Genomic DNA, 22,032 nt, shown 5'->3' with positions numbered 1-22,032 from the left:
CTTCCGATCACGTGCCGGAGTGGGACTTCTCCATGGCCTCGCGGAAGCGGGCATAGCCGTCCAGTTCCGGACCGTCGCTGCGTACCTTGCGGGTCCGGTTGGCCCAACTGCCCCACAGGCCGGCACCTATCGCAGCCACCAGCGGAATCAACAACCAGGCGAGTGCCGCCATGCCGACCTCCCAACCCCAGAGTCACCTCAACTGACTCATCAGCAGATTAGCCAGCCCCACTGACAACGCTCATGGCAGGGGGGCGGTTACGCAACCGGAGGGCGGGTGAGAAGTACGTGAGTGCGCATCAACAGGCGCAGTGAGTAGGCATCAGCAAGCGCCGACCCACTCCTCGGTGCCGTCGGAGAACTTCTGATGCTTCCAGATCGGCACCTCGTGCTTGAGGTCGTCGATCAGCTTCCGGCATGCCTCGAAGGCCTCGCCCCGGTGCGGACACGACACGCCGACGACGACCGCCAGGTCCCCGATGCTGAGATCCCCCACACGGTGGACGGCGGCCAGCGCCCGCACGGGATACTCCGCGACGACCTTCTCGGCGATGCGCCGCATCTCCGCCTCGGCACTGGGGTGGCACGAGTACCCCAGCTCGTCGACATCGGCCCCGCCGTCGTGATTCCGCACGGTCCCGACGAACAGCGCCATCCCACCGGCCGCGTCGTCCCCGACGGCCCGGAAGACCTCGTCCACGGACAGCGGCGTCTCCCGGATCCCGATCAGCTTGATGGGATCCTGCGCGGCCTGCTCACCGGGATGGTCGATCGTGGGTGCCATGCCTCCATCGTGCCCCACCCCGCCGACAGCGCGGAATAGCACTTTCACCAGGCACACGCGCGTGGAGACTTGGAGCCTTCTACAGGACGGCCGCGTCCCGACCGGGTCAGATCCGCCGCCGGGCCTTCCGTGCCCGCCGTACGACCGCCGCCGCGCCCAGCAGCGCGACCGTCGCGCCCGCGGCACCGGCCGCCGTCGCGTCCTTGCGGCCGAGCCGTCGCCCGACGACCGTGTGCCGCCCGGCGACCTCCTCCAGCAGCTCGGCAAGGACCTCCTCGTTGGTCCACTGCGGCCGCCAGCCCGCGTCGTGCAGCCGGCTTCCGCTCACGACCCAGGGGTACATCGTGTACGCGAGGTCGCCGGCCGGGGACGGGGTGAGCCCGATCCGGTGCAGCCGGGCCGCCGCGCCGAGCGCGACCGCGGACGGCAGCTCCATGCGGCGGATACCGCTGAGCTCCTCGACCTCCTCCTGCTCCAGCCATCCGTCACAGCCGACGGCCAGCTCCCCCTCGACCTTCTCCAGGACGGCGTACTCCAGGGCGCTGCACAGGTCCTCGACGTGGCAGAACTGCCAGGCGGGCCGCGACCCGGCCACCACCAGCAGCCGGGGCGACTCGAAGTACCTGGTCAGCGCGGTGTCGGTACCTCCGACGAGCACTCCGGGGCGGACGACGGTGACGTTCAGTCCGGGGTGCGCCCGGGGTGCGCGGCGCGCGAGGCGCTCGACCTCCAGGAGGTCGCCGACGCCGGTGGCCTCCGCCGTGGCGCGCAGTTCGGCGTCCTCCGAGAGCGGCAGTTCGTTGTCGGGCAGTGCTCCGTAGACCATCGCCGAGGTGCAGAGCACGACCCGGTGCACACCGGCGGCCGCGGCGGCGGTCAGCACGGTCTGCGTCCCCCGCACGTTGTACGCCGAACGGGCGGCCGGGTCGGTCTCCAGGTAGAGATCGAGCGCCAGATGGACGACGACGTCCGCGCCGCGCAGCTTCTCCGCGATGGCCGGATCCCGTACGTCGAGGATGTGCCACTGCGCCGCGGCGCACTCGCCGCGCCGCTCGTCGATGGCGATGACCTGCTTGATCTCCTCGGAGGCGGCGAGCCGCTCGGTGAGGAGCGCCCCGATCCCGGACGCGGCGCCGGTGACCGCGACGACGGGCCCGCGCACGGCGGGACTGGTTGAGTGGTTTCGCGCTGCGCGAACCTGCGGATCTGGGGAACTCACCGGGCGTCTCCAGCGGTTGTCTTCAGTACGGATGCGCGTGACGCGTCCGGACCAGGTGGCATCCATCCTGCCGCAGGCCGGGTCTCGGCGAAGCACTGAGGCCCGATCGGCCCGCGGTGTCTACGCTGGGTGGTGTTGAAGGGCAGTCGCGCCGTCGGAGAGAACCGGCGGCCTTAACAGCCGAGGAATCCCGTGAGTGACACCCCATTCGGATTCGGCCTTCCGCCGGAGGAGCCGGACGACGGCGACGAGGGCAAGAAGAAGGACCAGGAGAGCGGTGGTGGTCAGGGACCGGCCAACCCGTTCGGTTTTGGCGGGCTGCCCGGTGCCGGAGGCTTTGGCGGCCCCGGTGCGGACAATCCGCTCGCAGCCATGTTCGGCTCCCTGAACCCCAACGACCTGGGCGCCGCCTTCCAGCAGCTGGGCCAGATGCTCTCTTATGAGGGCGGCCCGGTGAACTGGGACATGGCCAAGCAGATCGCCCGCCAGACGGTCTCCCAGGGGACGCAGGACGGCACGAAGGACGCGAGTATCGGCCCCGCCGACCGCAGCGCGGTCGAGGAGGCCGTGCGGCTGGCGGACCTGTGGCTGGACGACGCGACCTCGCTGCCGTCCGGTGCCGGCTCCGCCGTGGCGTGGTCCCGCGCGGAGTGGGTCGAGGCGACCCTGCCTGCGTGGAAGGAGCTCGTGGACCCGGTCGCCGAGCGCGTCGGCGCGGCCATGGGTGACGTCCTGCCGGAGGAGATGCAGGCCATGGCGGGCCCGCTGATCGGCATGATGCGCTCGATGGGCGGCGCCATGTTCGGCACGCAGATCGGGCAGGCCGTGGGCGTGCTCGCGGGTGAGGTCGTCGGTTCGACGGACATCGGTCTGCCGCTCGGCCCGGTCGGCAAGGCCGCGCTGCTGCCGCTGAACATCGAGGCGTTCGGCAAGGACCTGGGCGTCCCGCAGGAGGAGGTGCGGCTCTACCTCGCCCTGCGCGAGGCCGCCCACCAGCGCCTGTTCGCCCACGTGCCGTGGCTGCGCTCGCACCTGTACGGCGCGGTCGACGGGTACGCGCGCGGGATCAAGGTCGACACCGCCAAGCTGGAGGACGTGGTCGGCCAGTTCGACCCGCAGAACCCGGAGCAGCTGCAGGACGCCCTCCAGCAGGGCATGTTCCAGCCGGAGGACACCCCGGAGCAGAAGGCCGCGCTGGCCCGTCTGGAGACGGCTCTGGCGCTCGTCGAGGGCTGGGTGGACGCGGTGGTCCACGCCGCGGCGAAGCCGCGTCTGACGTCCGCGGACGCGCTCCGTGAGACCCTGCGCCGCCGTCGCGCGACGGGCGGTCCCGCCGAGCAGACGTTCGCGACGCTGATCGGCCTGGAGCTGCGTCCGCGCCGGCTGCGCGACGCCTCCCGCCTCTGGGCCTCGCTCACGGACGCGCGCGGTGTCGACGGCCGTGACGGCCTGTGGGCCCACCCGGACATGCTGCCGACGGCCTCCGACCTGGACGACCCGGACGGCTTCGTGCACCGCGAGCAGCTGGACTTCTCCGAGCTGGACAAGATGCTCGGCGAGGCGGCGAACGGCACCGCGGAGAAGCCGAACCTGACGAAGGACGAGGACTCCAAGGACGACGACACCGAGTGAGCCTGTACGACGACGCGGTCCTCGTACTGAAGAGCTACGAGGACCAGACGGACCTGCGCCAGACCTACCTGGATCACCTGGCCGCCCATCCGGACGGCATGTGGAAGTCCTGCCATGCCGGCCACGTGACGGCGAGCGCCCTGGTGATCGACCCGGAGCACGGCAGGGTCCTGCTGACCCTGCACAAGAAGCTGCGGATGTGGCTCCAGATGGGCGGCCACTGCGAGCCGGAGGACACCTCCCTGAAGGTGGCTGCCCTGCGCGAGGCCACGGAGGAGTCCGGCATCACCGGACTGACCCTGCTCCCGGGCGGCCCGGTCCGCCTCGACCTCCATCCCATCCCGGCACCGTGCCACTTCCACTACGACGTCCAGTACGCCGTCGTGGCACCTCCCGGCGCCGTCCAGGAGATCAGCGACGAGTCCCTCGACCTGCGCTGGTTCGCCTACGACGAGGTGACGGGCGTAGCGGACGAGTCGGTCGTGCGGCTGCTGGAGGCGACGCGCGCCAGGCTGTGAGCCCTGGGCACTGGTAAGGGGCGCTCGCAATGGCGGGCGCCCCTTACGTTCGTTTTCCGGACGTTCAGCTCCAGACGTTGCCCTGGTTCTGTACGTGTGCGCCGTGCTGGCCCATGCCGAACTGGGCGGCGACGCCCTGGCCGATCGCGGCGTTCTGCGGGGGCAGCAGCTCGCTGGGCTGGACGAGCGCGTAGCCGCTGCCCATGAAGCTCAGCTCCCAGCCCTCACCGGTGTTGCCGCGACGGCGCCACACCCCGGAGGAGTGCGTCTGGGCCTGCATCTGAACGCGCAGGCCGGTGGACCAGGCGACGATCGCGTCGGCGTCGCAGTTGACGTACTTGTCGGGCGTGACCTGCATCATCAGCGGCGCGCCCGAGGTCATCAGGGCGACCTTGCCGCGGCCGGTGATGTTGAGCTGGTACTTCCCCGAGCCGGAGATGCCGTACAGGCTGTCGACGGCGATGACCTCGTGATGCAGCGAGGAGTCCATCGCCAGGACGTAGCTGCTGTCGACGGTCAGGCCGTCCTGTTCCACGTCCACCACATGGACGTGCTGGGCGAGGTTGGCGAGGAAGACCGTGCCCTGCCCGTGGCAGCGCATCAGGTTGAGGCCCTCGCCGGTGTAGGCACGCGCGCGTCCCTGCTGGTTGCTCTGGTACTCGGCGTCGAACTCGACGAGCCCCTGGTAGGCGACCATGGTGCCCTTGCGGGCGAGGATGTCGTCGTGGCCCTCCAGGACGACGCGCAGCATCTGCTTGTTCTGCAGGCTGTAGCGGTCCTGGGACTGCGAGTCGTTGAACGCGAAAAGCGGGCTCTGCATGGTGTCGTGTTCCCCCTCAGCCCCGGAACCGGAGTCGGTCGGTGCTGTCCTCGCTGGGCTGGACGACGACGATGCCCGTCCCGGAGAAGGCCATCTGGTAGGCCTCGCCGCTGCCGCGGCCGATCAGCGACTGCGCCTTGAAGCTGCGCTTGCCCTTCACCTTGAGGTTCGGGGACCAGGCGACGAGCGCGTCCGGGTCGACGTAGGTCTCGTCGTCGCCGCCACCGCAGTCGACGACGATCGGCTTGCCGCGGGAGGTGAGCGCGACCCAGCCCTGGCCGGTGATCTTGGTGTTCCACAGGCCCTGTCCGGCGAACTTCGCCAGCCCCTTGACCCGCTCCACGCCCCAGGTGAGGTGGGCGTCGAAGGCGAGCAGGTTGGTGGCGTTGACGGAGATCCCGTCGCCGTTGAGGTTGATGACGACGACGTCCGCGCCGTAGTCGGCGAGGTAGAGCAGTCCGTCCCCGGAGCACTTCATCAGGGGCGCGCCCTCGCCGGTCATCCAGTCGCGCGCGATCTGGCGCACGGCCGGCGGGTTGGGTTCGTACTGGATGAAGCCCTCGTAGGCGATCATCGAGCCCACGCGCGCGAAGAGGTCGCTTCCGGTCTGCATGGCGACCTTCAGCATGTTGTTGCCGTGGTTCTCCATGCGGGCGGCGACGGGTACGGGGGCGTAGCCCGCGAGCGGCTGGTTCATGACGGGCTCCCTCAGACCTCGTACGGCTGGACGACGATGAAGTTGCCGGGGGCGGCCCGGAACTGCAGGTTGACGCTCTCCCCGGTGTCGCCCGGGTAGGCGTTGCGGCGCATCCGGACCTGGCTGGAGACGATCACCTGGGCGGCGGCGGACCAGGCGACGACCGCGTTGCAGTCGGCGAACGTGGTCGGCGTGACCGGCAGGACGACGGGCGAACCGTGGGTCTTCACGACGATGGTGCCGGTCCCCTGGAACTGCATCGTGAACAGCGCGCCCCCGGGGATGCCGTGTCCCTCGATGCGCCGGACCTCGTACTGGAGGCTCTCGTCGAAGGCGAGGACATTCTCCGCGGAGACACAGATCGCGTCCCCCTGGAGCTCGACGGGGTGGAGGTGCGTGGAGTTCTCGGCGAGGAACACCTGGCCCTGGCCGGTGCAGCGCATCAACTGCATCTCCTGGCCGGTCGCGTTGCCCACGATCCGACCGGCGAACCCGGCGCCCTTGTAGCCGAAGTCGACCTTGCCCTGGTAGAGCACCATGCTGCCCTGGCGGGCCAGCACGGGCTGGCCGCCGATGCCGAGGTCGACGCGGACGAGCTTCTTGTTCTGCTGCGTCCAGCGCTGCCCGGTGGGCGTCTCCTTGAACTTCTCCAGCGCGGCCGACACACCGGCGCCCTGGGGAGCGCCCGAGGGCACCCCGTAGGCGGCCGCCTGGCCGGGGACCTGCCCGAAAGGAGGCTGCTGCTGCCCGTAGCCGGGAGGCGTGGGCGGCTGGCCGTAGCCGGGCGGGGGCGGCGGTGCCTGGGGCGGTTGGCCGTAGCCCGGAGGCAGCGGCGCGGTCTGGCCCGGGGCCTGCTGTCCGTACGGCTGCTGCGGCTGGCCGTAGGGCGCGGGGGCGGGTGCCGGGGGCGGCACGGTGCCACCGCCGGGCGGGGTCATCGGCGCGATGATGGTCGGCGCGGCGTGCACGGAGGGTGCGGGCGCCGGGGCCGGCGGGGGTGTGAAGCCCTGCGCGGCGGGCTGAGGGGCCGGCGCGGACGGGGCGCCGAACGCGGGCGGCGCGGAGGTCTGCGGGGGCGGGGCGAAGCCCGGGGCGGCGCCGGACTGCGGCTGCTGCGCCGCGGGCGCCTCCTCTTCCGCGACCTCGCCGCCGAAGTTCTTCAGCAGCGCTTCGAGGCCGCCGTCGAAGCCCTGGCCGACGGCGGCGAACCGCCAGACGTCCTTCAGGTAGAAGTCACCCAGCATCACGGCCCGCTCGGTGGTGAACTCCGAACCGTTGAACGAGTAGCGGGCCACCTCCTCGCCACCCGCGACGATACGGACGTATCCGGGGGCGATCTGCGACATCTGCCCGGCGCCGTCGAGCGTCGCTGTGAAGGCCAGTTTGTGGATCTGCGGCGGGATCCTGTCGAGCGTGATCCGGAAGGACTCCGAGTCGCCCGCCTGGGCACCCAGGAGCTGGATGGACTCTTCCGGGGACTTCGGCTGGTTGAAGAACACGAAGTACCGGTCGTCCGAAAGCCGTTCCTCGGCGTCGAGTCCGAAGCAGCTGATGTCGAAGGTCAGTCCGGGGCCGGTGATCTGCACACCTACGTACAGATCCGTGCCCGCGGTGAGGTCACTGATCCTGGCCTTGTGGCCGCGTTGGAATTCCCTGGCCATGCGTAACGACCGTCCCCCATCCCGATGCGAGTGCGTCGCGCAAGGCTAACGGCAATCTCTGACACCGGAGGAAGTCGGTACAGACCCGGTACACAATTCCCCGCAAGGGGTCGTCATTCGTCGTGGGCGCCCGGAAGATGGGGCAGCCGGTCCGCCGCGACGACACCTTCGAGGTAGCCCTTGGCACGCTCGGTACGCGGGTAGGCCTCCAGGAGCCGCCAGAAACGCGGCCCGTGTCCGGGCACCAGGAGATGCGCGAGTTCGTGCAGCAGCACGTAGTCGACGACGTACTCGGGCATGCCCTGCAGCCGGTGGGAGAGGCGGATGCTGCCCTCGGAGGGCGTGCACGAGCCCCAGCGCGTGTTCTGGTTGGTGACCCAGCGCACGGAGGTGGGCCGGGCGCGGCCGTCGAAGTACTGGGCCGACAGGCGCTCGGCGCGCTCGGCCAACTCTGTGTCACCGAGCACGCGTTTGCTTTCCTGGGCGGCCAGCTTGTCGAGCATGACGGTGACCCAGCGCTTCTCCTCCGCCTCGGACATGCGGGCGGGGATGAGCACGACGGTGCGATCGCCCTCGCGGTACGCGGAGACCGTTCTGCGCCGACGCGCACTCCTGCGGACCTCGATCGCGCTCGCCCCCGAGCCGCTTGGCGGCTGGCTCGTCGTACTGCGCTGTGGTTTTCCGGCGCTGTGCAGTGGGTCGGCGGGCACGCCCCGACGTTACCCTCTGCACACGCGGGAAGTCCCGACTCCGGGACGGTTCGGTGTCGATACCCCACCGTCCGTTTGATTTGTACGACGAATCCCCACCGCCTGTGGACAACTTTCGGCACCCGACGGCCGGGCCGGGCAGGCTTGCATTGCCGACGGAGCACCGACCCGTTCCACCGGCACACGGGACGTACTTCCTAGGGCTACGGGGGCCTGTCATGCATCCGATGGTGAAGCCCGCGCTGCGGCGCGGCTGGCGCGATCTCAACACCGTGCAGTTCGGGATGACACCGGCGCACGCGATGACGCTCGGCCCGATGGACAGGGCGACGGACAGTTTCCTGGAGCTCCTCAACGGCACGCGCGGGCTGCCGCTCCTGCGTGAAGAGGGTCACCGGATGGATCTGCCCGAGGGCCATGTCGACCGGTTGGTGGAGGGGCTGACGCACGCGGGCCTGCTCGACGACGCGAAAGGGGGCGGACCCGCGGCCGACGCCCTCCGTGCGAAGAAGGACGTCCTCGACCGGCTGCGCCCGGACCTCGCATCGCTCTCTCTGATCACCGGCGAGCCGGGCGCGGCGATGGGCCGTCTGGCGGCGCGTCGCGGACTGCGTGTCCAGGTGAGAGGTGCGGGCCGGGTGGGCGCGGTGCTGGCCACGCTGCTGTCGGGCGCGGGCGTCGGTGAGATCGACGTACGCGACGGCGGTCACACCGAGCCCTGGGACGTCGCGCCGGGCGGGCTGCCCGGCGAGGCCGTCGGTGAGCGCAGGGACGAGGCGGCGCGCCGCGCGGTACGCCGGGCGGCACCGGGCCGCCCACCGCGCCGGACCTCACGGGCCGCGCCGGAGGAGAGCGACCCCGGCTTCTCCCTGGTGATCCTCGCCCCGCGCGACGACGTCGCCGTGCACGCGCCCGACCCGACCGCCGCCGCTGACCTGATCGCCTCGGGAACCCCTCATCTGTACGCGGGTGTCGTGGAGGGCACGGGAGTCGTGGGCCCGCTGGTCCTGCCCGGCGAGTCGGCCTGCGCGGGCTGTCTGCACCATGGGCGCACCGACCGGGACCCGACCTGGCCCCGTCTGGTCGCGCAGTGGCGCTCCGGCAAGCAGCCCCCGGTGCGGCCGTGCGACCTGACGCTGGCCACGACCGTCGCCGGGCTGGGGGCCGCGCACGCGCTGGCCTTCCTGGACGGGCAGTCGCCGTCGAGCGCGGGCGCGCGGTGGGAGGTCTCGCTACCCGGTCTGCACTGGCACGCGCGGCCGGTCTGGGCGCATTCCGCCTGCCCGTGCGGAGCCGCGGAGAAGGGTACGAAGAAAGGTAAGGAGGGACACACCTCTACGGACGAGGATCGACACGCGACAATGGGAGGGGACCGGCCGTCGAGGGATGTGCGCCGTAAGGCAGACTCGGCCCGGCCGGCCGGGACTTGGAGGGCGCATGTCTGATCTTCCCCGCAAGGCGGTCACCCGCACCGCCAAGCTCGCCGCGCTCCCGCTCGGCTTCGCCGGGAGAGCGACGTGGGGGCTCGGGAAACGGATCGTGGGCGAGTCCGCGGAGATCGTCGGCCGCGAGCTGCAGCAGCGCACGGCGGAGCAGCTGTTCAAGGTGCTCGGCGAGCTCAAGGGCGGTGCGATGAAGTTCGGGCAGGCGCTGTCCGTCTTCGAATCGGCGCTGCCCGAGGAGGTCGCCGGCCCCTACCGTGTCGCGCTGACCAAGCTCCAGGAGGCGGCGCCACCGATGCCGACGCGCACCGTGCACGGTGTGCTGACGGAGCGGCTCGGCGAGGACTGGCGCGAGCTGTTCCTGGAGTTCGAGGACAAGCCGTCGGCCGCGGCGTCGATCGGCCAGGTGCACCGGGCTGTGTGGCACGACGGCCGCGAGGTCGCGGTCAAGGTGCAGTACCCGGGCGCCGGTGAGGCCCTTCTGTCCGACCTGACCCAACTGAGCCGTTTCGCCCGCCTGTTGGGCCCGCTCATCCCTGGGATGGACATCAAGCCCCTCATCGCCGAGCTCCGCGACCGGGTCTCCGAGGAGCTGGACTACGGCCTGGAGGCGCAGGCCCAGCAGGCGCACGCGGAGGAGTTCGAGGACGACCCTGACGTCGTGGTGCCCGCCGTGGTCCACCAGTGCGACCAGGTCCTGGTCACGGAGTGGATCGACGGGATTCCGCTGTCGGAAGTGATCGCCGACGGCACCCAGGAACAGCGCGACCGGGCAGGCCAGCTCCTGGCCCGCTTCCTCTTCTCCGGACCGGCCCGCACCGGCCTTCTCCACGCCGACCCGCATCCGGGCAACTTCCGCCTGCTGCCCGCCGACCCGGACGGCAAGGGCGACTGGCGCCTGGGTGTCCTGGACTTCGGCACGGTCGACCGGCTCCCCGGCGGCCTGCCGACCCCCATCGGCGACTCCCTGCGTATGACGCTCGACGGCGACGCCGAGGCGGTCTACGAGCTGCTGTGCACGGAGGGCTTCGTCAAGGAGTCGATAGAGCTGGACCCGGACGCCGTCCTCGACTACCTCGTGCCGATCATCGAGCCGGCCCAGGTCGACGCGTTCACCTTCAGCCGCGGCTGGATGCGCAGCCAGGCCGCCCGCATCGCCGACCCCCGCTCCCCCGCCCACCAGTTGGGCAAGCAGCTCAACCTGCCTCCGGCGTATCTCCTGATACATCGAGTGACATTGAGCACAATCGGCGTCCTGTGCCAGTTGGGCGCGACGGTACGGCTGCGCGAGGAGCTGGAGGAGTGGCTGCCGGGGTTCCTGCCGGAGGAGTACGAGGAGTTCCTGGACGAGGAGGAACCCGCGGCGGAGGCGTGAGCCGGGCCTCGGCCGGCGCGGACGGCACTACCACCAGGCCGAGTCCAGCCGTCCCTCGATCGCCCTGAGGTTCTCCCTGGAACAACTGTCGCAGAAGTAGTGGCGGGTTCCGTTCTCGACGGAGCAGATCCAGGTGGGCTGTGGGCCTTCGGACCGAGTGCCGCAGCGGGCGCACACGAGGGGCTGGGGCTCCGCGGTGGAGGCGCTGTTGTCGCTGCCTCCGGGAAGACTCGTCACGCCGCGACGATATCGCCGGGGCCGGGAATCGGCGGGCAGAACGCACCGCGGGGGCCGGTCCGTTCGGACGGACCGGCCCCCGCGGGGAGCTTTCGCCTCCCGAGGTAGGGAGGCCACCGCTTCAGGTGTGATCGATTACTGCATGACGGCCAGGGCGAGCGCACGGCGGGCGCGCATCGAGGCGCGCTCGGCCCGGCGCTGCATCCGGCGGGCGGCCGCCAGGCTCAAGGCCCGGCGTTCCCGCTCGGCCTCGTGCAGGCGCTCGTGCATATGCGCACGGGCCAGGGCTTCTGGGATGAGTTGCATCTCTCGGGTCCTGTTCTGGCGCGACTCGGTCGCACCCGGGGTGGTGAAGTCTGGGATCGCTGAGCCCACGGGCTCGCTGGGAGTGGACGGCTTCATCGGGGCCTGCTTCTTGGGGTCGAGCGTGAGGGGGCGGTCGATCGTTCCGAGGGTGATGTTCATGCCGTGACCGGGTTCTTGCGCGGACGGCCACGCGGCCGCTTGCGGGCCACGACGACACCCTGGACGAAGAGCTCGCCACCCCAGACGCCCCAGGGCTCACGCCGCTCCTTGGCGCCGGCGAGGCAGGCCTCGATCAGCGGGCAGGTGCGGCAGAGGGACTTGGCGTACTCGACATCGGCCGGCGACTCGGCGAAGAAGACCTCCGGGTCGTAGGAACGGCAGGGGACGGGCACGCCGAGGTTCTCGATGGCGTCGTCGAGCGCGGTGAGCGCAGTGAGCGGAGTCAAGGTGGAGTCCTCCGTGAGGCCGGGCGGGGGGATCGTTTCGGAAGGCGGTACGGACGGGGCGTGCGCTTCGAGTTGCACGGTTGTTCTTCCTCGTCTGGTCGGTCCGGCCCTGTTGGGCCGGGTGTCGGCTTGGTACCGGGTTCTGTTCTTGTCCCGAGGCCCCTTCGCTCCGTCATCCCCGTTCGGGGAAAACAGAAGGGCCGCGGATCCCGGGTGGGGTTCCGCGGCCCTGAAGGCGCCGGCCTGATCGATCAGGCTGGATCACTCCAGGGTTCTGGCCCACGGAAGGCCCACATCTGGTGGTGCTGCGTCGTCGTCTGCTTCCGGCCTCCGGCACCGGCCGCAAAGGCATAGGCCTGCGCCTGTGCCGCTACTGCTTCCAGTGCCTTGGTCGGTCGCTCATTGCGCTCACGGACGGGAAGGACCGCGAGAGACACGGGGGACGCCGGACGGGCGGCAGAAATGCCGGACAGACCGGTGCCCAGGTTCGAAACGCCGAGCATGCACAGGGAGACGACCGAGGGATCGGTCATTTTCACGGTGCTGGTGGAGCTGGTGTTGATGCTGATCACTGGAATCGCCTCCTCTCGGCGTCTCGGGGGACCGGGGGTGAACCCGGTCCTTCGGATATGCAAGTACAACACGGAATCAGGGCCTCCGAGAAGGCCCCCTGTTCCCGTGCCTAAGAACCTATGGGGATTGCTGGGGCATGCGCAAACTATTTTCTCGACGAGTTTCCATCAGTCCCCCGCGTCCCCCTCCGCAGGCTCCTGACCGCCGCAGATGGCCAGCACATCGGCCCCGTAGCGGTTGAGCTTGCGCACTCCGACGCCGGGGATCCGCGCGAGTTCGCCGTCGTCGTCGGGGACGGTCTCGGCGATGGCCATCAGCGTCTTGTCGGTGAAGACGCAGAAGGCGGGCTGGCCGCTGCGCTGCGCCTGGATCTCCCGCCACTCGCGCAACCGCTCGTAGAGACCCTCGTCCATGTCGGAGGGGCAGTCCTCGCAGCGCATCAGCTTCATCTCGCCGGCGTCGGTGAGCGTGCGGCCGCAGACCCGGCAGCGGGCCACGGTGCGTTGCGTCCGGCGCGGTACGGCTTTGGGCGTGCCCGTGAAGCCGCGCTCGATGCCTCCAGGAGCCACCGTGCCGGGTCTGCCCGCGACGCCGGTCGAGCCGGGACGCAGGCCGTCCAGGAAACGGCTGGGGCGGCGGTTGGGGCGGCCGCCGGGCGAGCGGGAGAGGGCCCAGGAGACGTAGAGCCGCTCTCTGGCGCGGGTGACTCCGACGTAGAGGAGGCGGCGCTCCTCCTCGATCTGTTCGTCGGTCTTCGCGTAGGTGATCGGCATCATGCCCTCGGCGACGCCGACCAGGAAGACGACGTCCCACTCCAGGCCCTTGGACAAGTGCAGGGAGGCGAGGGTGACGCCCTGGACGGTCGGGGCGTGCTGGGCGTTGGCCCGCTCGTCGAGTTCGGCGACCAGGTCGGCGAGGGTGGCTCCGGGTCTGGCCGCGGCGAAGTCCTGGGCGAGGTTGACCAGGGCCGCGAGGGACTCCCAGCGCTCTCTGACGGCGCCGGAGCCGGCCGGGGGCTCGGTGGTCCACCCCTCGCCCGAGAGGACGGCACGGACCTGGGAGGGCAGGTCGATGACGTCGTCGAGGAGGGAGTCGTTGCCGCCGAAGCGGGCCGCGCCGCGCAGGGCGACGCCGGCCTTGCGGACCTCGGGGCGGTCGAAGAACCGCTCGGCGCCGCGCAGTTGGTAGGGGACTCCGGCGTCTGCGAGGGCCTGTTCGTAGGTCTCGGACTGGGAGTTCGTGCGGACCAGGATCGCGATCTCGCTCGCCGGGACGCCCGCGTCCATGAGGTGACGGATGCGTCGGGCGGCGCCCTCGGCCTCGGCGGGTTCGTCGGTGTAATCGGCGTAGACGGGCTCGGGCCCCGCGGCGCGCTGGGAGATCAGCTCCAGTCGGTGGTCGGCGGCCCGGCCGCGGGCTTGGGAGAGCAGCCCATTGGCGAGGTGGACGACCTGGGGTGTGGAGCGGTAGTCCCGGACCAGCTTGACGACGGTGGCGCCGGGGTGGCGGGTGCGGAAGTCGAGGAGGTGGTCCGGTGTCGCTCCGGTGAAGGAGTAGATCGTCTGGCTGGCGTCCCCGACGACGCACAGGCTGTCGCGGTCGCCCAGCCACAGCTCCAGGAGGCGCTGCTGGAGCGGGCTGACGTCCTGGTACTCGTCGACCACGAAGTGCTGGTACTGCGAGCGGACCTGTTCGGCGATGTCGTGCCGGTCCTGGAGGACGGCGACGGTCAGCAGGAGGACGTCCTCGAAGTCGATGACCGCGCGGTCGCGTTTGACGTCCTCGTAGGTGGCGTAGAGCTGGGCGATCTCGGCGGGGGCGCGGGGGACGTCACGGCCTGCTTTGGCCGCCGCCGCCGCGTAGTCGGAGGGAACGGTCTGGGTGACCTTGGACCACTCGATCTCCGCGGTGACGTCCCGCAGTTCGCCGCGGTCGAGGCGGATGCGGCAGGCGGCCGCCGCGTCGGCGACGAGCTGGATCTTGCGGTCGACGAGCCGGGGCATGCTGCCGCCGATCGCTTTCGGCCAGAAGTACTGGAGCTGGCGCAGGGCGGCCGAGTGGAACGTGCGTGCCTGGACTCCGGTGGCGCCGAGCTGGCGCAGCCGGCCGCGCATCTCGCCGGCGGCGCGGTTGGTGAAGGTGACGGCCAGCACGCTGGAGGACTGCAGGACCCCGGCGCGCACTCCGTAGGCGATGCGGTGGGTGATCGCCCGAGTCTTGCCCGTGCCGGCGCCCGCCAGCACGCACACCGGACCGCGCAGGGCGGTCGCCACCTCGCGTTGCTCGGGGTCGAGCCCTTCGAGCACCGCGTCGGCCGAGTCCGGTACCTGCGGGAAGAGGGTGGAGTGCGTTGCTGCTGTCACACAGCCATGCTGCCAGGTCGCCGGAGACGGGTGAGCCGGTTGTCCACAGGGAGGCGCCTGCAGTCGTACTAATGCGGCAGGCGTCACGTGCGGTGGCATACCCCCGGCGGGAATGGCCGCTGCGTCGCGTACGTTTCCACTTCTGCGAGGACCCATCCCCTGAGCTGTTGAGGAGCGCGAGAGAATGTCGGGCACTGTGACGATGTACAGCACGACCTGGTGCGGTTACTGCCGTCGGCTGAAGAGCCAGATGGACCGCGAGGGCATCGCGTACAACGAGGTCAACATCGAGCACGACCCGGATTCCGCGGCGTTCGTCGAGAAGGCGAATGGCGGGAATCAGACGGTCCCGACTTTGCTCTTCGCGGATGGTTCGACGCTCACGAACCCTTCGCTGGCGCAGGTCAAGCAGAAGGTCGGCGCCTGAACGACGGTCGGCGCGCGCAGCTCTGCGGAAGGCGGTCCCTGATGTGTCAGGGGCCGCCTTCTTGTCGTTCGCCGCACGCTTGTCGTTCGCCGCACGCGACCGGCTTGTCCCACACGGCTACGTAGCGCCACAGAAGCCGTCGCCGGAACCGGGCCCCGGGCAGGAGGCGCCGGACGTCCCTGCGGACCTCTCCCCAGCACATGGCCGAGTCCTCGACAGGCATGCCGACCGGTCCGAGTTTCCCGCCGTGTCGTCGCGCCAGGAACCGGCTCACGGGCAGCCCGCAGCCGCTGATCACCCAGTCCAGGAACGTGCGGTTGTACGCCAGGCCGACGATCACCAGTCGGCCGCCGGGTGCCAGCAGACTCACGAGCCGTCTCACGGCGTCCTCGAACTCCGTGTGGTGGACGACGGCGACCGCGCTGACGAAGTCGTACTTGCCTTCGTCGAGTGAGGTGCCGTCGAGGTAGTCCGCCTCCACGAAGGTGACGTTCTCCGGCACGTCGGCTCGGGCGAGCCGGATCATCTGCGGCGAGCGGTCCACGCCCGTCACCGATCCGGCCCTGCTCGCCAGCTTGCGAGCGAGCAGGCCGTCCCCGCAGCCGATGTCGAGGGCCGCACGGCAGCCGTCGGGCACAACGTCCACCACCACGGGGTGGTAGTGGACGTTGTGGTTCCAGTACGGGTCGGTCATCCGCGAACCCCCACCCACGTCCCCCCGGTCGCCTCAGACGAAGGTCCGCGTCGGCAGCGGCTTGCCATACCAGAGCTCGATCAGACGGGCCGCGATCGAGATGCCGTACGGGGGCAGCACCTCTTCGGACTCGAAGGCCGCCCGCAGTTCCTCGCGGGAAAACCAGCGGGCCTCGTGGATCTCGTCGCCGTCGACGTTGATGTCGGTCGAGGTGGCGCGGGCCATGAAGCCCAGCATCAAGCTGGACGGGAAGGGCCAGGGCTGGCTGGCCACGTATTCGACGTGCCCGACGGTGATGCCGGCCTCTTCGAAGACCTCGCGGCGCACCGACTGCTCGATGGACTCGCCGGGCTCCACGAAGCCGGCGAGCGTCGAGAAGCGGCCCTCGGGCCAGTGGACCTGGCGGCCGAGCAGGATGCGGTCCTCGTCGTCGGTGACCGCCATGATCACGGCGGGGTCGGTGCGCGGGTAGTGCTCGGCGCCACAGGCAGGGCAGCGGCGGATGTGGCCGGCCGCGGCGATCACCGTGCGCTCGCCGCAGCGGGAGCAGAAGCGGTGCAGGCGCTGCCAGTTCTCCAGGGCGACCGCGTGCACCATCAGGCCCACGTCCCGGGGCGACAGCAGCAGGCCGGCCTCGCGCAGTCCCGCGGCGCGCGCCGACTGGTCGATACGGCCGGGGAGGGCGTCCTTCTGGAGGGCGAAGTAGCTGACGCCGTCGTCGTCGGTGCCCAAGAAGTAGCGGTGCGCCTCGGTGAGGGGGGCCTCGAAGGACGGGGTCATGACGAGTTCGGTCTTGCCGTCGGGTGTCTCGTCGATGAGGACCTGGCCGCCGGAGACCACGAAGCAGCGGGTGGTGGGGTGGCTCCACGCCGCCGCGAGCCAGGCCTCGTCGAGCCGGTGGTGGGCGGCTCGATCGATGCCGCTCGGGGCGGTGAGTGAGATGGGTCGGTCGGCTGTGTGGTCGGTCCAGGTGGTCACGGGTGCTTCCAACTCCCCCGGCAATGCGGATTGTTTCGGCGGGCGGTTCAGCGGGACGTACGGGCAGGAGGCGACCGGGTCCGGCGGGGACGGGGTGTGCGGGGCGGTTCTTCCAGTGTGCCCCGCGCGCGTGGCCGTTCCGGTTCGCACGGGTTCGTCAGGGCGCGTGGCGCCAGGTGTCGGCGAGGTCTCCCCACAGGTGAGCGGTGGTTTCGACGCCCTTCAGGAGGAGGTCCAGTTCGACCTTCTCGTTCGGGGCGTGCCAGCCGTCGGAGGGGACGGAGATGCCCAGGAAGAGGACGGGTGCCCCGAGGACTTCCTGGAGGTCGGCGGCCGGTCCCGAGCCGCCCTCGCGGGTGAAGAGGACCGGCTTGTCGAAGGCGCGGCCCATGGCGCGGACGACGGACTGCAGGGCCGGGTGGTCCAGGGGCGTCAGGCACGGGCGCGTGGCCGCGCTGAAGGTGATCTCCTGCCGGATTCCTTCGGGTACCTGCTGGGCGGCCCAGGCTCGGACGGCCTTCTCGATGTGGTCGGGGTCCTGTCCCGCGACCAGCCGGAAGGAGAGCTTCACCATGGCCGAGGACGGGATGATCGTCTTGCTGCCGGGGCCCTGGTAACCACCGCCGATGCCGTTGACCTCGGCGGTGGGGCGGGCCCAGATGCGCTCCAGGGTCGTGTGTCCGGCCTCTCCGTGGGTGGCGTACGACTTGGCTGTGCGCAGCCACTCCTTCTCGTCGAAGGGCAGCTCCGCGAGAAGCTCACGCTCCTGGTCGGTGAGTTCGACGATGCCGTCGTAGAAGCCCGGGACGGCCACGCGTGCGTGCTCGTCGTGGAGTGCGGCGACGAGGCGGGCGGCGGCGGTCGCCGGGTTCGGCACGGCGCCGCCGAAGGAGCCGGAGTGGATGTCCTGGTCGGGGCCCTGCAGCCGGATCTCGCACTCGGCGAGACCACGCATACCGGTGCACACCGTGGGGGTGTCCTCGGACCACATGCCGGTGTCGGAGACGATCACGGCGTCGGCGGCGAGCCGGTCGGCGTGCTGCTCGACGAGCGCCCGGAAGTGCGGGGAGCCGGACTCCTCCTCGCCCTCGACGAGCAGCTTCAGGTGCACGGCCGGGGCGGTGCGGCCGGTGGCGGCGAGGTGGGCGCGGACGCCGAGTGTGTGGAAGAACACCTGGCCCTTGTCGTCGGCCGCCCCGCGCGCATAGAGGCGGTTCTCGCGGACGACGGGCTCGAAGGGCTCGCTGTCCCAGCCGTCCTCGCGGGCGGCGGGCTGTACGTCGTGATGGCCGTAGACGAGGACCGTGGGTGCCTCGGGGTCGTCGGAGGGCCACTCGGCGAAGACGGCGGGGGCGCCCGGGGTCGGCCAGACCTCGGCGGTCGGGAAGCCGGTCTCCCGGAGCTTGGCGGCGAGCCAGTCCGCGCTGCGTCGGACGTCGGGCGCGTGGTCGGGCTGCGCCGACACGGACGGGATGCGCAGCCACTCGGCGAGGTCGTCGAGGAAGGCGGCGCGGTGCTGCTCGATGTACGTGCGGACCGCGCTGACGGCACTGTCAACGGTGTGGCTCATGGTCACGAGCCTATCGGCCCGCACTGACATCCTCGGTGGGCGGTTCCTCACAGTTTGCTTGCGCGCCCGGCTCTTCCAGGAGCAGCCGCTCCAGTGCGGCCCGGTCGGGGAGGCCCTCCGGCCGTACGACCTCGCCGCCGCGCACGTACAGGAACGCGGCCGTGACCGCCTCCAGGGGCACGCCCTGCCGCTCGGCCCAGGCGAGCCGGTAGATCGCGAGCTGGAGCGGGTCGGCGGTGCGGGTGCGGCTGGTCTTCCAGTCGAGGATCTCGTACGTCGCCCCGTCGCCCTCGCCCTGCTTGTAGACGGCGTCGATACGGCCCCGTACGACGCGGCCGGCGATCACGAGCTGGAAGGGGCTCTCGACGCGGTAGGGCGTGCGCCGGGCGTACTCGGTGCGTTCGAAAGCGTCCTTGAGGGCTTCCAGGTCGCGTTCGTCGGCGATCTCTGCCTCGCTGCCGGGCAGTTCGTCCGGTTCCAGCATGGGCAGGGTCAGCTCTTCGAAGCGTGATTCCACCCAGGCGTGGAAGCGGGTGCCTCGGCGTGCGGCGGGTTGCGGGGGGCGTGGCATGGGGCGGGCGAGTTCCTGCGCGAGCCCGTCCGGGTCGGCGGCCAGGAGCATCAGCTGGGTGGCGGTCAGGGAGGCCGGCAGGGGGACGTCGGTGACGCTCCGGCGGGCGCGCAGGAGTTCGCCGGTGAGGGCGTCGAGGTCGCGGTCCCAGGAGGCGATGGCGCGGGCTTCCTCGGGGGTGAGGGGCGTGCCGGGCGGTTCCGTGGGGTGCGGGCGTGCGCCCCCTGGCGCACTGGAGTGTTCGGCGGGGTCCGGGGGCGCCGCCTGGTGCGGGACGGTCGGTCGGTCCGTGGTCCAGGCGTCCCAGTCGGCGGGGTCGTCCTCCGGGAGGCCGCCTTCGGCGTCGGGGGGGGCTGCTTCCTCATGAGGAGGCTCGTCGTAGGGAGGTTCGTCGTCCTCCGGTGGCGGGGGCCAGTCCGGGTCGTCGTGGGCGTTCGGGTCGTGGGTGGCCGCGGGGTGGCCCTCGTCGTGGGAGGCGAGGTACTCCAAGTGGTTCATGACCAGCTTGGCGGCCTTGTGGCGGTGGGCCATCGCCGTGTCGTCCAGGGGCAGCGGCCAGGCCTGGTCGGCGGTGGCCGTGTGCAGGGCGGGGTTCTCCTCGTCCGGCTCGGGTGGGTCCGCCCAGGCCTCGATCTCGCCGTACCCGGCCGCGCAGTGGTCGTACAGGGCCTGCAGGAAGTCGGAGGGGCCGCGGGGCTTCTTCTGGGTGGGGCCCCACCAGTGGCCGGAGCCGAGGAGCAAGGAGCGGGGGCGGGTGAAGGTGACGTAGCCGAGGCGGAGTTCCTCGGTGTGCTGGTGGTCCTTCATCGCCTCGTTGAAGGCCTTCATGCCTTTGGCGTCCCAGGAGGCGATGTCGGGCAGGGTGGCCGTGTCGCCGCGCAGCGCGTGCGGCAGGACCTTGCCCTGGGCGGTCCACTTCTCGCGGCCCTGGCTGCTGGGAAAGGTCCCGGTGACCAGACCGGGGACGGCCACGACGTCCCACTCAAGGCCCTTGGACTTGTGCGCGGTGAGCACCTTGACGGTGTTCTCGCCGCCGGGCAGGGCGTTGTCGAGGCCCTTCTCGTACTGGGCGGCGGTGCGCAGGAAGCCGAGGAAGGCGAGGAGGGTCGCCTCGCCGTCTCCCGCGGCGAAGGAGGCGGCGACGTCCAGGAAGTTCGACAGGGTCTCGCGGCGGCGGGCGGCCAGGGCGTGCGGGGATGCCGCGAGTTCGACCTCCAGGCCGGTGACGGCGAGGACGCGGTGCAGGACGTCCATCAGGGGGTCGGACAGCGAGCGGCGCAGGTCGCGCAGTTCGGTGGCCAGGCGGGCGAAGCGCACGCGTGCGTCCGGTGAGAAGGGCAGCCCGTCGTCGTCCCTGTCGCGGTCGGCGCCGTACAGGGGTGTCTCCAGGAACGTGTCGAGGGCATCGGCGAGCGATATCACCTCGGAGGGGTCGACCCCCTCGACGGCCTCGGCGAGCCGGCGGTCGGGGTCGTCGTCGGCCCCCACGCGCGTGTGGGACACCAGGAGCCGGGCTCGCCGTCCCAGGAGGGCGAGGTCGCGCGGGCCGATGCGCCAGCGCGGGCCGGTCAGCAGCCGGACCAGGGAGGCGTTGGCGCCGGGGTCCTGGAGGACTTCGCAGACGGCGACGAGGTCGGCGACCTCGGGCAGGTGCAGCAGCCCGGAGAGCCCGACCACCTCGACCGGGACGTCGCGGGCGACGAGGGCGCCCTGGATCTCGGCGAAGTCGGTGGCCGTGCGGCACAGGACGGCGATCTCGCCGGGCGCCTTCCCGGTCCGTACGAGGTGGGCGATGGAGTCGGCGAGCCAGTCGATCTCCTCGGTGTGGGTGGGCAGCAGCGCGCAGCGCACCATGCCGTCGCGCTCGGCGCCGGGGGCCGGGCGGAGGGCTTCCACGCCCGCGTGCATGGCGCGCAGGGGTTCCGCGAGGTTGTTGGCGAGGTCGAGGAGGCGGCCGCCGCTGCGGCGGTTCTCGCTGAGCGACTGGCGGGCGGCGAGGCGGCCGTCGGCGTGCGCGAAGTGCTCCGGGAAGTCGTCGAGGTTGGCGACGGACGCGCCGCGCCAGCCGTAGATCGCCTGGCAGGGGTCGCCGACGGCGGTCACCGGGTGGCCCGTGCCGGCGCCGAACAGGCCTGCCAGGAGGATGCGTTGGGCGACCGAGGTGTCCTGGTACTCGTCGAGCAGCACCACCCGGAACTCGTCGCGCAGGATGTCACCGACCTCGGGGCGGGTGCGGGCCAGGGTCGCGGAGAGGGCGATCTGGTCGCCGAAGTCGAGCAGGTCGCGCTCGCGCTTGGCGGTGCGGTAGCGGCTCACCAGCTCCGTGAGTTCACGGCGGGCGGCGGCCGCCTCGGGGACCTTGCGGAGCTCGGGGTTGCTGAGCTTGCGGCCCTCCAGGTCGCGCAGCAGCTCGGCGTCGTACGCGCGCAACTCCTCGGGGCGTACGAGGTGCTCGGACAGCTCGCCGTCGAGGGTGAGGAGGTCGCTGACGAGGTCCGGGAAGGAACGGGTGAGTGCCGGGTAGGGGCCGGGGGCCTCGCGCAGCACGCGCGCGGCGAGCTGGAAGCGGGTGGCGTCGGCGAGCAGACGGGCAGTCGGTTCGAGCCCGATGCGCAGACCGTGGTCGGTCAGGAGGCGGCCGGCGAAGGCGTGGTACGTCGAGATCACGGGCTCGCCCGGGGGGTTGTCCGGGTCGATGACGTCGGGGTCGGTGACGCCCGCCTTGATCAGCGCCTTGCGGACGCGCTCGGCGAGTTCACCGGCGGCCTTGTTGGTGAACGTCAGACCGAGGACCTGCTCGGGGGCGACCTGGCCGGTGCCGACCAGCCACACCACGCGGGCCGCCATCACCGTCGTCTTGCCCGATCCGGCTCCGGCCACGATCACCTGCGGGGCGGGCGGCGCGATGATGCAGGCCGTCTGCTCCGGGGTGAAGGGGATGCCGAGGAGCTCCTTGAGCTGATCGGGATCGGTGATACGGGCGGGCATGTCGGAGAGGCTAGCGGCGGC

The 22,032-nt window shown here is 71.1% G+C and carries 21 protein-coding genes; 5 read left to right on the top strand and 16 right to left on the bottom strand.

Features of this window, described 5'->3' with window-relative positions; all coding sequences use genetic code 11:
* Window positions 1-7 precede the first annotated feature (7 nt).
* The 3 genes from AB0I69_RS38420 to AB0I69_RS38410 form a co-directional block, all read right to left on the bottom strand.
* Window positions 8-172: a hypothetical protein gene (locus tag AB0I69_RS38420; RefSeq protein ID WP_169389425.1), complete on the bottom strand. Its 165-nt coding sequence runs from the start codon at window positions 170-172 to the stop codon at window positions 8-10.
* 150 nt (window positions 173-322) lie between these two features.
* Window positions 323-784: a molybdenum cofactor biosynthesis protein MoaE gene (locus AB0I69_RS38415; protein ID WP_363100395.1), complete on the bottom strand. Its 462-nt coding sequence runs from the start codon at window positions 782-784 to the stop codon at window positions 323-325.
* 106 nt (window positions 785-890) lie between these two features.
* Entirely contained in the window at window positions 891-2,003 is a 1,113-nt protein-coding gene (locus AB0I69_RS38410) for an SDR family oxidoreductase (RefSeq protein WP_363100394.1), read from the bottom strand.
* 192 nt (window positions 2,004-2,195) lie between these two features.
* Here AB0I69_RS38410 and AB0I69_RS38405 point away from each other — a divergent pair, with 192 nt between their 5' ends.
* On the top strand, window positions 2,196-3,635 hold the full coding sequence (locus tag AB0I69_RS38405; protein ID WP_363100393.1) for a zinc-dependent metalloprotease: 1,440 nt from the start codon (window positions 2,196-2,198) through the stop codon (window positions 3,633-3,635).
* On the top strand, window positions 3,632-4,153 hold the full coding sequence (locus tag AB0I69_RS38400) for an NUDIX hydrolase (RefSeq protein ID WP_363100392.1): 522 nt from the start codon (window positions 3,632-3,634) through the stop codon (window positions 4,151-4,153). The genes AB0I69_RS38405 and AB0I69_RS38400 overlap by 4 nt, the downstream gene beginning before the upstream one ends.
* Window positions 4,154-4,217: 64 nt before the next feature.
* Here AB0I69_RS38400 and AB0I69_RS38395 read toward each other — a convergent pair whose 3' ends face one another.
* From AB0I69_RS38395 to AB0I69_RS38380, 4 genes are all read right to left on the bottom strand, one after another.
* Window positions 4,218-4,973 (bottom strand): AIM24 family protein, encoded by a 756-nt coding sequence (locus tag AB0I69_RS38395; RefSeq protein ID WP_363100391.1) that lies wholly within the window; start codon window positions 4,971-4,973, stop codon window positions 4,218-4,220.
* 16 nt (window positions 4,974-4,989) lie between these two features.
* Window positions 4,990-5,670: an AIM24 family protein gene (locus AB0I69_RS38390; RefSeq protein ID WP_363100390.1), complete on the bottom strand. Its 681-nt coding sequence runs from the start codon at window positions 5,668-5,670 to the stop codon at window positions 4,990-4,992.
* 11 nt (window positions 5,671-5,681) lie between these two features.
* Window positions 5,682-7,331 (bottom strand): TerD family protein, encoded by a 1,650-nt coding sequence (locus tag AB0I69_RS38385; protein ID WP_363100389.1) that lies wholly within the window; start codon window positions 7,329-7,331, stop codon window positions 5,682-5,684.
* A gap of 113 nt (window positions 7,332-7,444) precedes the next feature.
* Entirely contained in the window at window positions 7,445-8,041 is a 597-nt protein-coding gene (locus AB0I69_RS38380) for a M48 family metallopeptidase (RefSeq protein WP_363100388.1), read from the bottom strand.
* 218 nt (window positions 8,042-8,259) lie between these two features.
* Between AB0I69_RS38380 and AB0I69_RS38375 the strand changes: the two genes are divergently transcribed.
* Window positions 8,260-9,486, top strand: a complete 1,227-nt coding sequence (locus tag AB0I69_RS38375) for a TOMM precursor leader peptide-binding protein (protein ID WP_363100387.1) — start codon at window positions 8,260-8,262, stop codon at window positions 9,484-9,486.
* Window positions 9,479-10,858 carry an AarF/ABC1/UbiB kinase family protein gene (locus tag AB0I69_RS38370; RefSeq protein WP_363100386.1) on the top strand — a complete coding sequence of 460 codons (1,380 nt, stop codon included), beginning with the start codon at window positions 9,479-9,481 and terminating at the stop codon, window positions 10,856-10,858. Before AB0I69_RS38375 ends, AB0I69_RS38370 begins: the two co-directional genes overlap by 8 nt.
* A gap of 27 nt (window positions 10,859-10,885) precedes the next feature.
* On the opposite strand, the gene AB0I69_RS38365 is transcribed toward AB0I69_RS38370, so the two are convergent.
* The 5 genes from AB0I69_RS38365 to AB0I69_RS38345 form a co-directional block, all read right to left on the bottom strand.
* A complete protein-coding gene (locus AB0I69_RS38365) occupies window positions 10,886-11,095 on the bottom strand; it encodes a hypothetical protein (protein WP_363100385.1) in 210 nt (69 codons plus the stop codon).
* A 135-nt stretch (window positions 11,096-11,230) separates the two neighbouring features.
* Window positions 11,231-11,560, bottom strand: coding sequence for a hypothetical protein (locus AB0I69_RS38360; RefSeq protein WP_363100384.1), 330 nt, complete (start codon window positions 11,558-11,560; stop codon window positions 11,231-11,233).
* On the bottom strand, window positions 11,557-11,925 hold the full coding sequence (locus AB0I69_RS38355; protein ID WP_019072119.1) for a WhiB family transcriptional regulator: 369 nt from the start codon (window positions 11,923-11,925) through the stop codon (window positions 11,557-11,559). The genes AB0I69_RS38360 and AB0I69_RS38355 overlap by 4 nt, the downstream gene beginning before the upstream one ends.
* A gap of 173 nt (window positions 11,926-12,098) precedes the next feature.
* Window positions 12,099-12,419, bottom strand: coding sequence for a hypothetical protein (locus tag AB0I69_RS38350; protein WP_363100383.1), 321 nt, complete (start codon window positions 12,417-12,419; stop codon window positions 12,099-12,101).
* A gap of 168 nt (window positions 12,420-12,587) precedes the next feature.
* Entirely contained in the window at window positions 12,588-14,882 is a 2,295-nt protein-coding gene (locus AB0I69_RS38345; RefSeq protein ID WP_363100382.1) for an ATP-dependent DNA helicase UvrD2, read from the bottom strand.
* A gap of 85 nt (window positions 14,883-14,967) precedes the next feature.
* Here AB0I69_RS38345 and AB0I69_RS38340 point away from each other — a divergent pair, with 85 nt between their 5' ends.
* Window positions 14,968-15,210, top strand: coding sequence for a mycoredoxin (locus AB0I69_RS38340; protein ID WP_363100381.1), 243 nt, complete (start codon window positions 14,968-14,970; stop codon window positions 15,208-15,210).
* 46 nt (window positions 15,211-15,256) lie between these two features.
* Here the strand turns inward: AB0I69_RS38340 and AB0I69_RS38335 are convergent, their stop codons facing one another.
* The 4 genes from AB0I69_RS38335 to AB0I69_RS38320 form a co-directional block, all read right to left on the bottom strand.
* Window positions 15,257-15,904 carry a class I SAM-dependent methyltransferase gene (locus AB0I69_RS38335; protein ID WP_363100380.1) on the bottom strand — a complete coding sequence of 216 codons (648 nt, stop codon included), beginning with the start codon at window positions 15,902-15,904 and terminating at the stop codon, window positions 15,257-15,259.
* A 33-nt stretch (window positions 15,905-15,937) separates the two neighbouring features.
* Window positions 15,938-16,882 (bottom strand): NAD(+) diphosphatase, encoded by a 945-nt coding sequence (gene nudC / locus AB0I69_RS38330; RefSeq protein WP_363100379.1) that lies wholly within the window; start codon window positions 16,880-16,882, stop codon window positions 15,938-15,940.
* Window positions 16,883-17,039: 157 nt separating this feature from the next.
* Window positions 17,040-18,452, bottom strand: coding sequence for a dipeptidase (locus AB0I69_RS38325; protein ID WP_363100378.1), 1,413 nt, complete (start codon window positions 18,450-18,452; stop codon window positions 17,040-17,042).
* 10 nt (window positions 18,453-18,462) lie between these two features.
* Window positions 18,463-22,011: a UvrD-helicase domain-containing protein gene (locus AB0I69_RS38320; RefSeq protein ID WP_363100377.1), complete on the bottom strand. Its 3,549-nt coding sequence runs from the start codon at window positions 22,009-22,011 to the stop codon at window positions 18,463-18,465.
* Between the last annotated feature and the right edge of the window lie 21 nt (window positions 22,012-22,032).

It is taken from the genome of Streptomyces sp. NPDC050508 (genome assembly GCF_040655155.1).
GTDB lineage: Bacteria > Actinomycetota > Actinomycetes > Streptomycetales > Streptomycetaceae > Streptomyces.
This window is presented reverse-complemented; position numbering and strand designations above follow the sequence as displayed.

Coding starts and splice junctions, on each gene's coding strand:
- AB0I69_RS38340 (WP_363100381.1), top strand. CDS start 14,968: ATGTCGGGCACTGTGACGATGTACAGCACGACCTGGTGCGGTTACTGC.
- AB0I69_RS38325 (WP_363100378.1), bottom strand. CDS start 18,452: ATGAGCCACACCGTTGACAGTGCCGTCAGCGCGGTCCGCACGTACATC.
- AB0I69_RS38390 (WP_363100390.1), bottom strand. CDS start 5,670: ATGAACCAGCCGCTCGCGGGCTACGCCCCCGTACCCGTCGCCGCCCGC.
- AB0I69_RS38320 (WP_363100377.1), bottom strand. CDS start 22,011: ATGCCCGCCCGTATCACCGATCCCGATCAGCTCAAGGAGCTCCTCGGC.
- AB0I69_RS38395 (WP_363100391.1), bottom strand. CDS start 4,973: ATGCAGAGCCCGCTTTTCGCGTTCAACGACTCGCAGTCCCAGGACCGC.
- AB0I69_RS38385 (WP_363100389.1), bottom strand. CDS start 7,331: ATGGCCAGGGAATTCCAACGCGGCCACAAGGCCAGGATCAGTGACCTC.
- AB0I69_RS38360 (WP_363100384.1), bottom strand. CDS start 11,560: ATGAACATCACCCTCGGAACGATCGACCGCCCCCTCACGCTCGACCCC.
- AB0I69_RS38420 (WP_169389425.1), bottom strand. CDS start 172: ATGGCGGCACTCGCCTGGTTGTTGATTCCGCTGGTGGCTGCGATAGGT.
- AB0I69_RS38335 (WP_363100380.1), bottom strand. CDS start 15,904: ATGACCGACCCGTACTGGAACCACAACGTCCACTACCACCCCGTGGTG.
- AB0I69_RS38370 (WP_363100386.1), top strand. CDS start 9,479: ATGTCTGATCTTCCCCGCAAGGCGGTCACCCGCACCGCCAAGCTCGCC.
- AB0I69_RS38375 (WP_363100387.1), top strand. CDS start 8,260: ATGCATCCGATGGTGAAGCCCGCGCTGCGGCGCGGCTGGCGCGATCTC.
- AB0I69_RS38415 (WP_363100395.1), bottom strand. CDS start 784: ATGGCACCCACGATCGACCATCCCGGTGAGCAGGCCGCGCAGGATCCC.
- AB0I69_RS38345 (WP_363100382.1), bottom strand. CDS start 14,882: ATGCCACCGCACGTGACGCCTGCCGCATTAGTACGACTGCAGGCGCCT.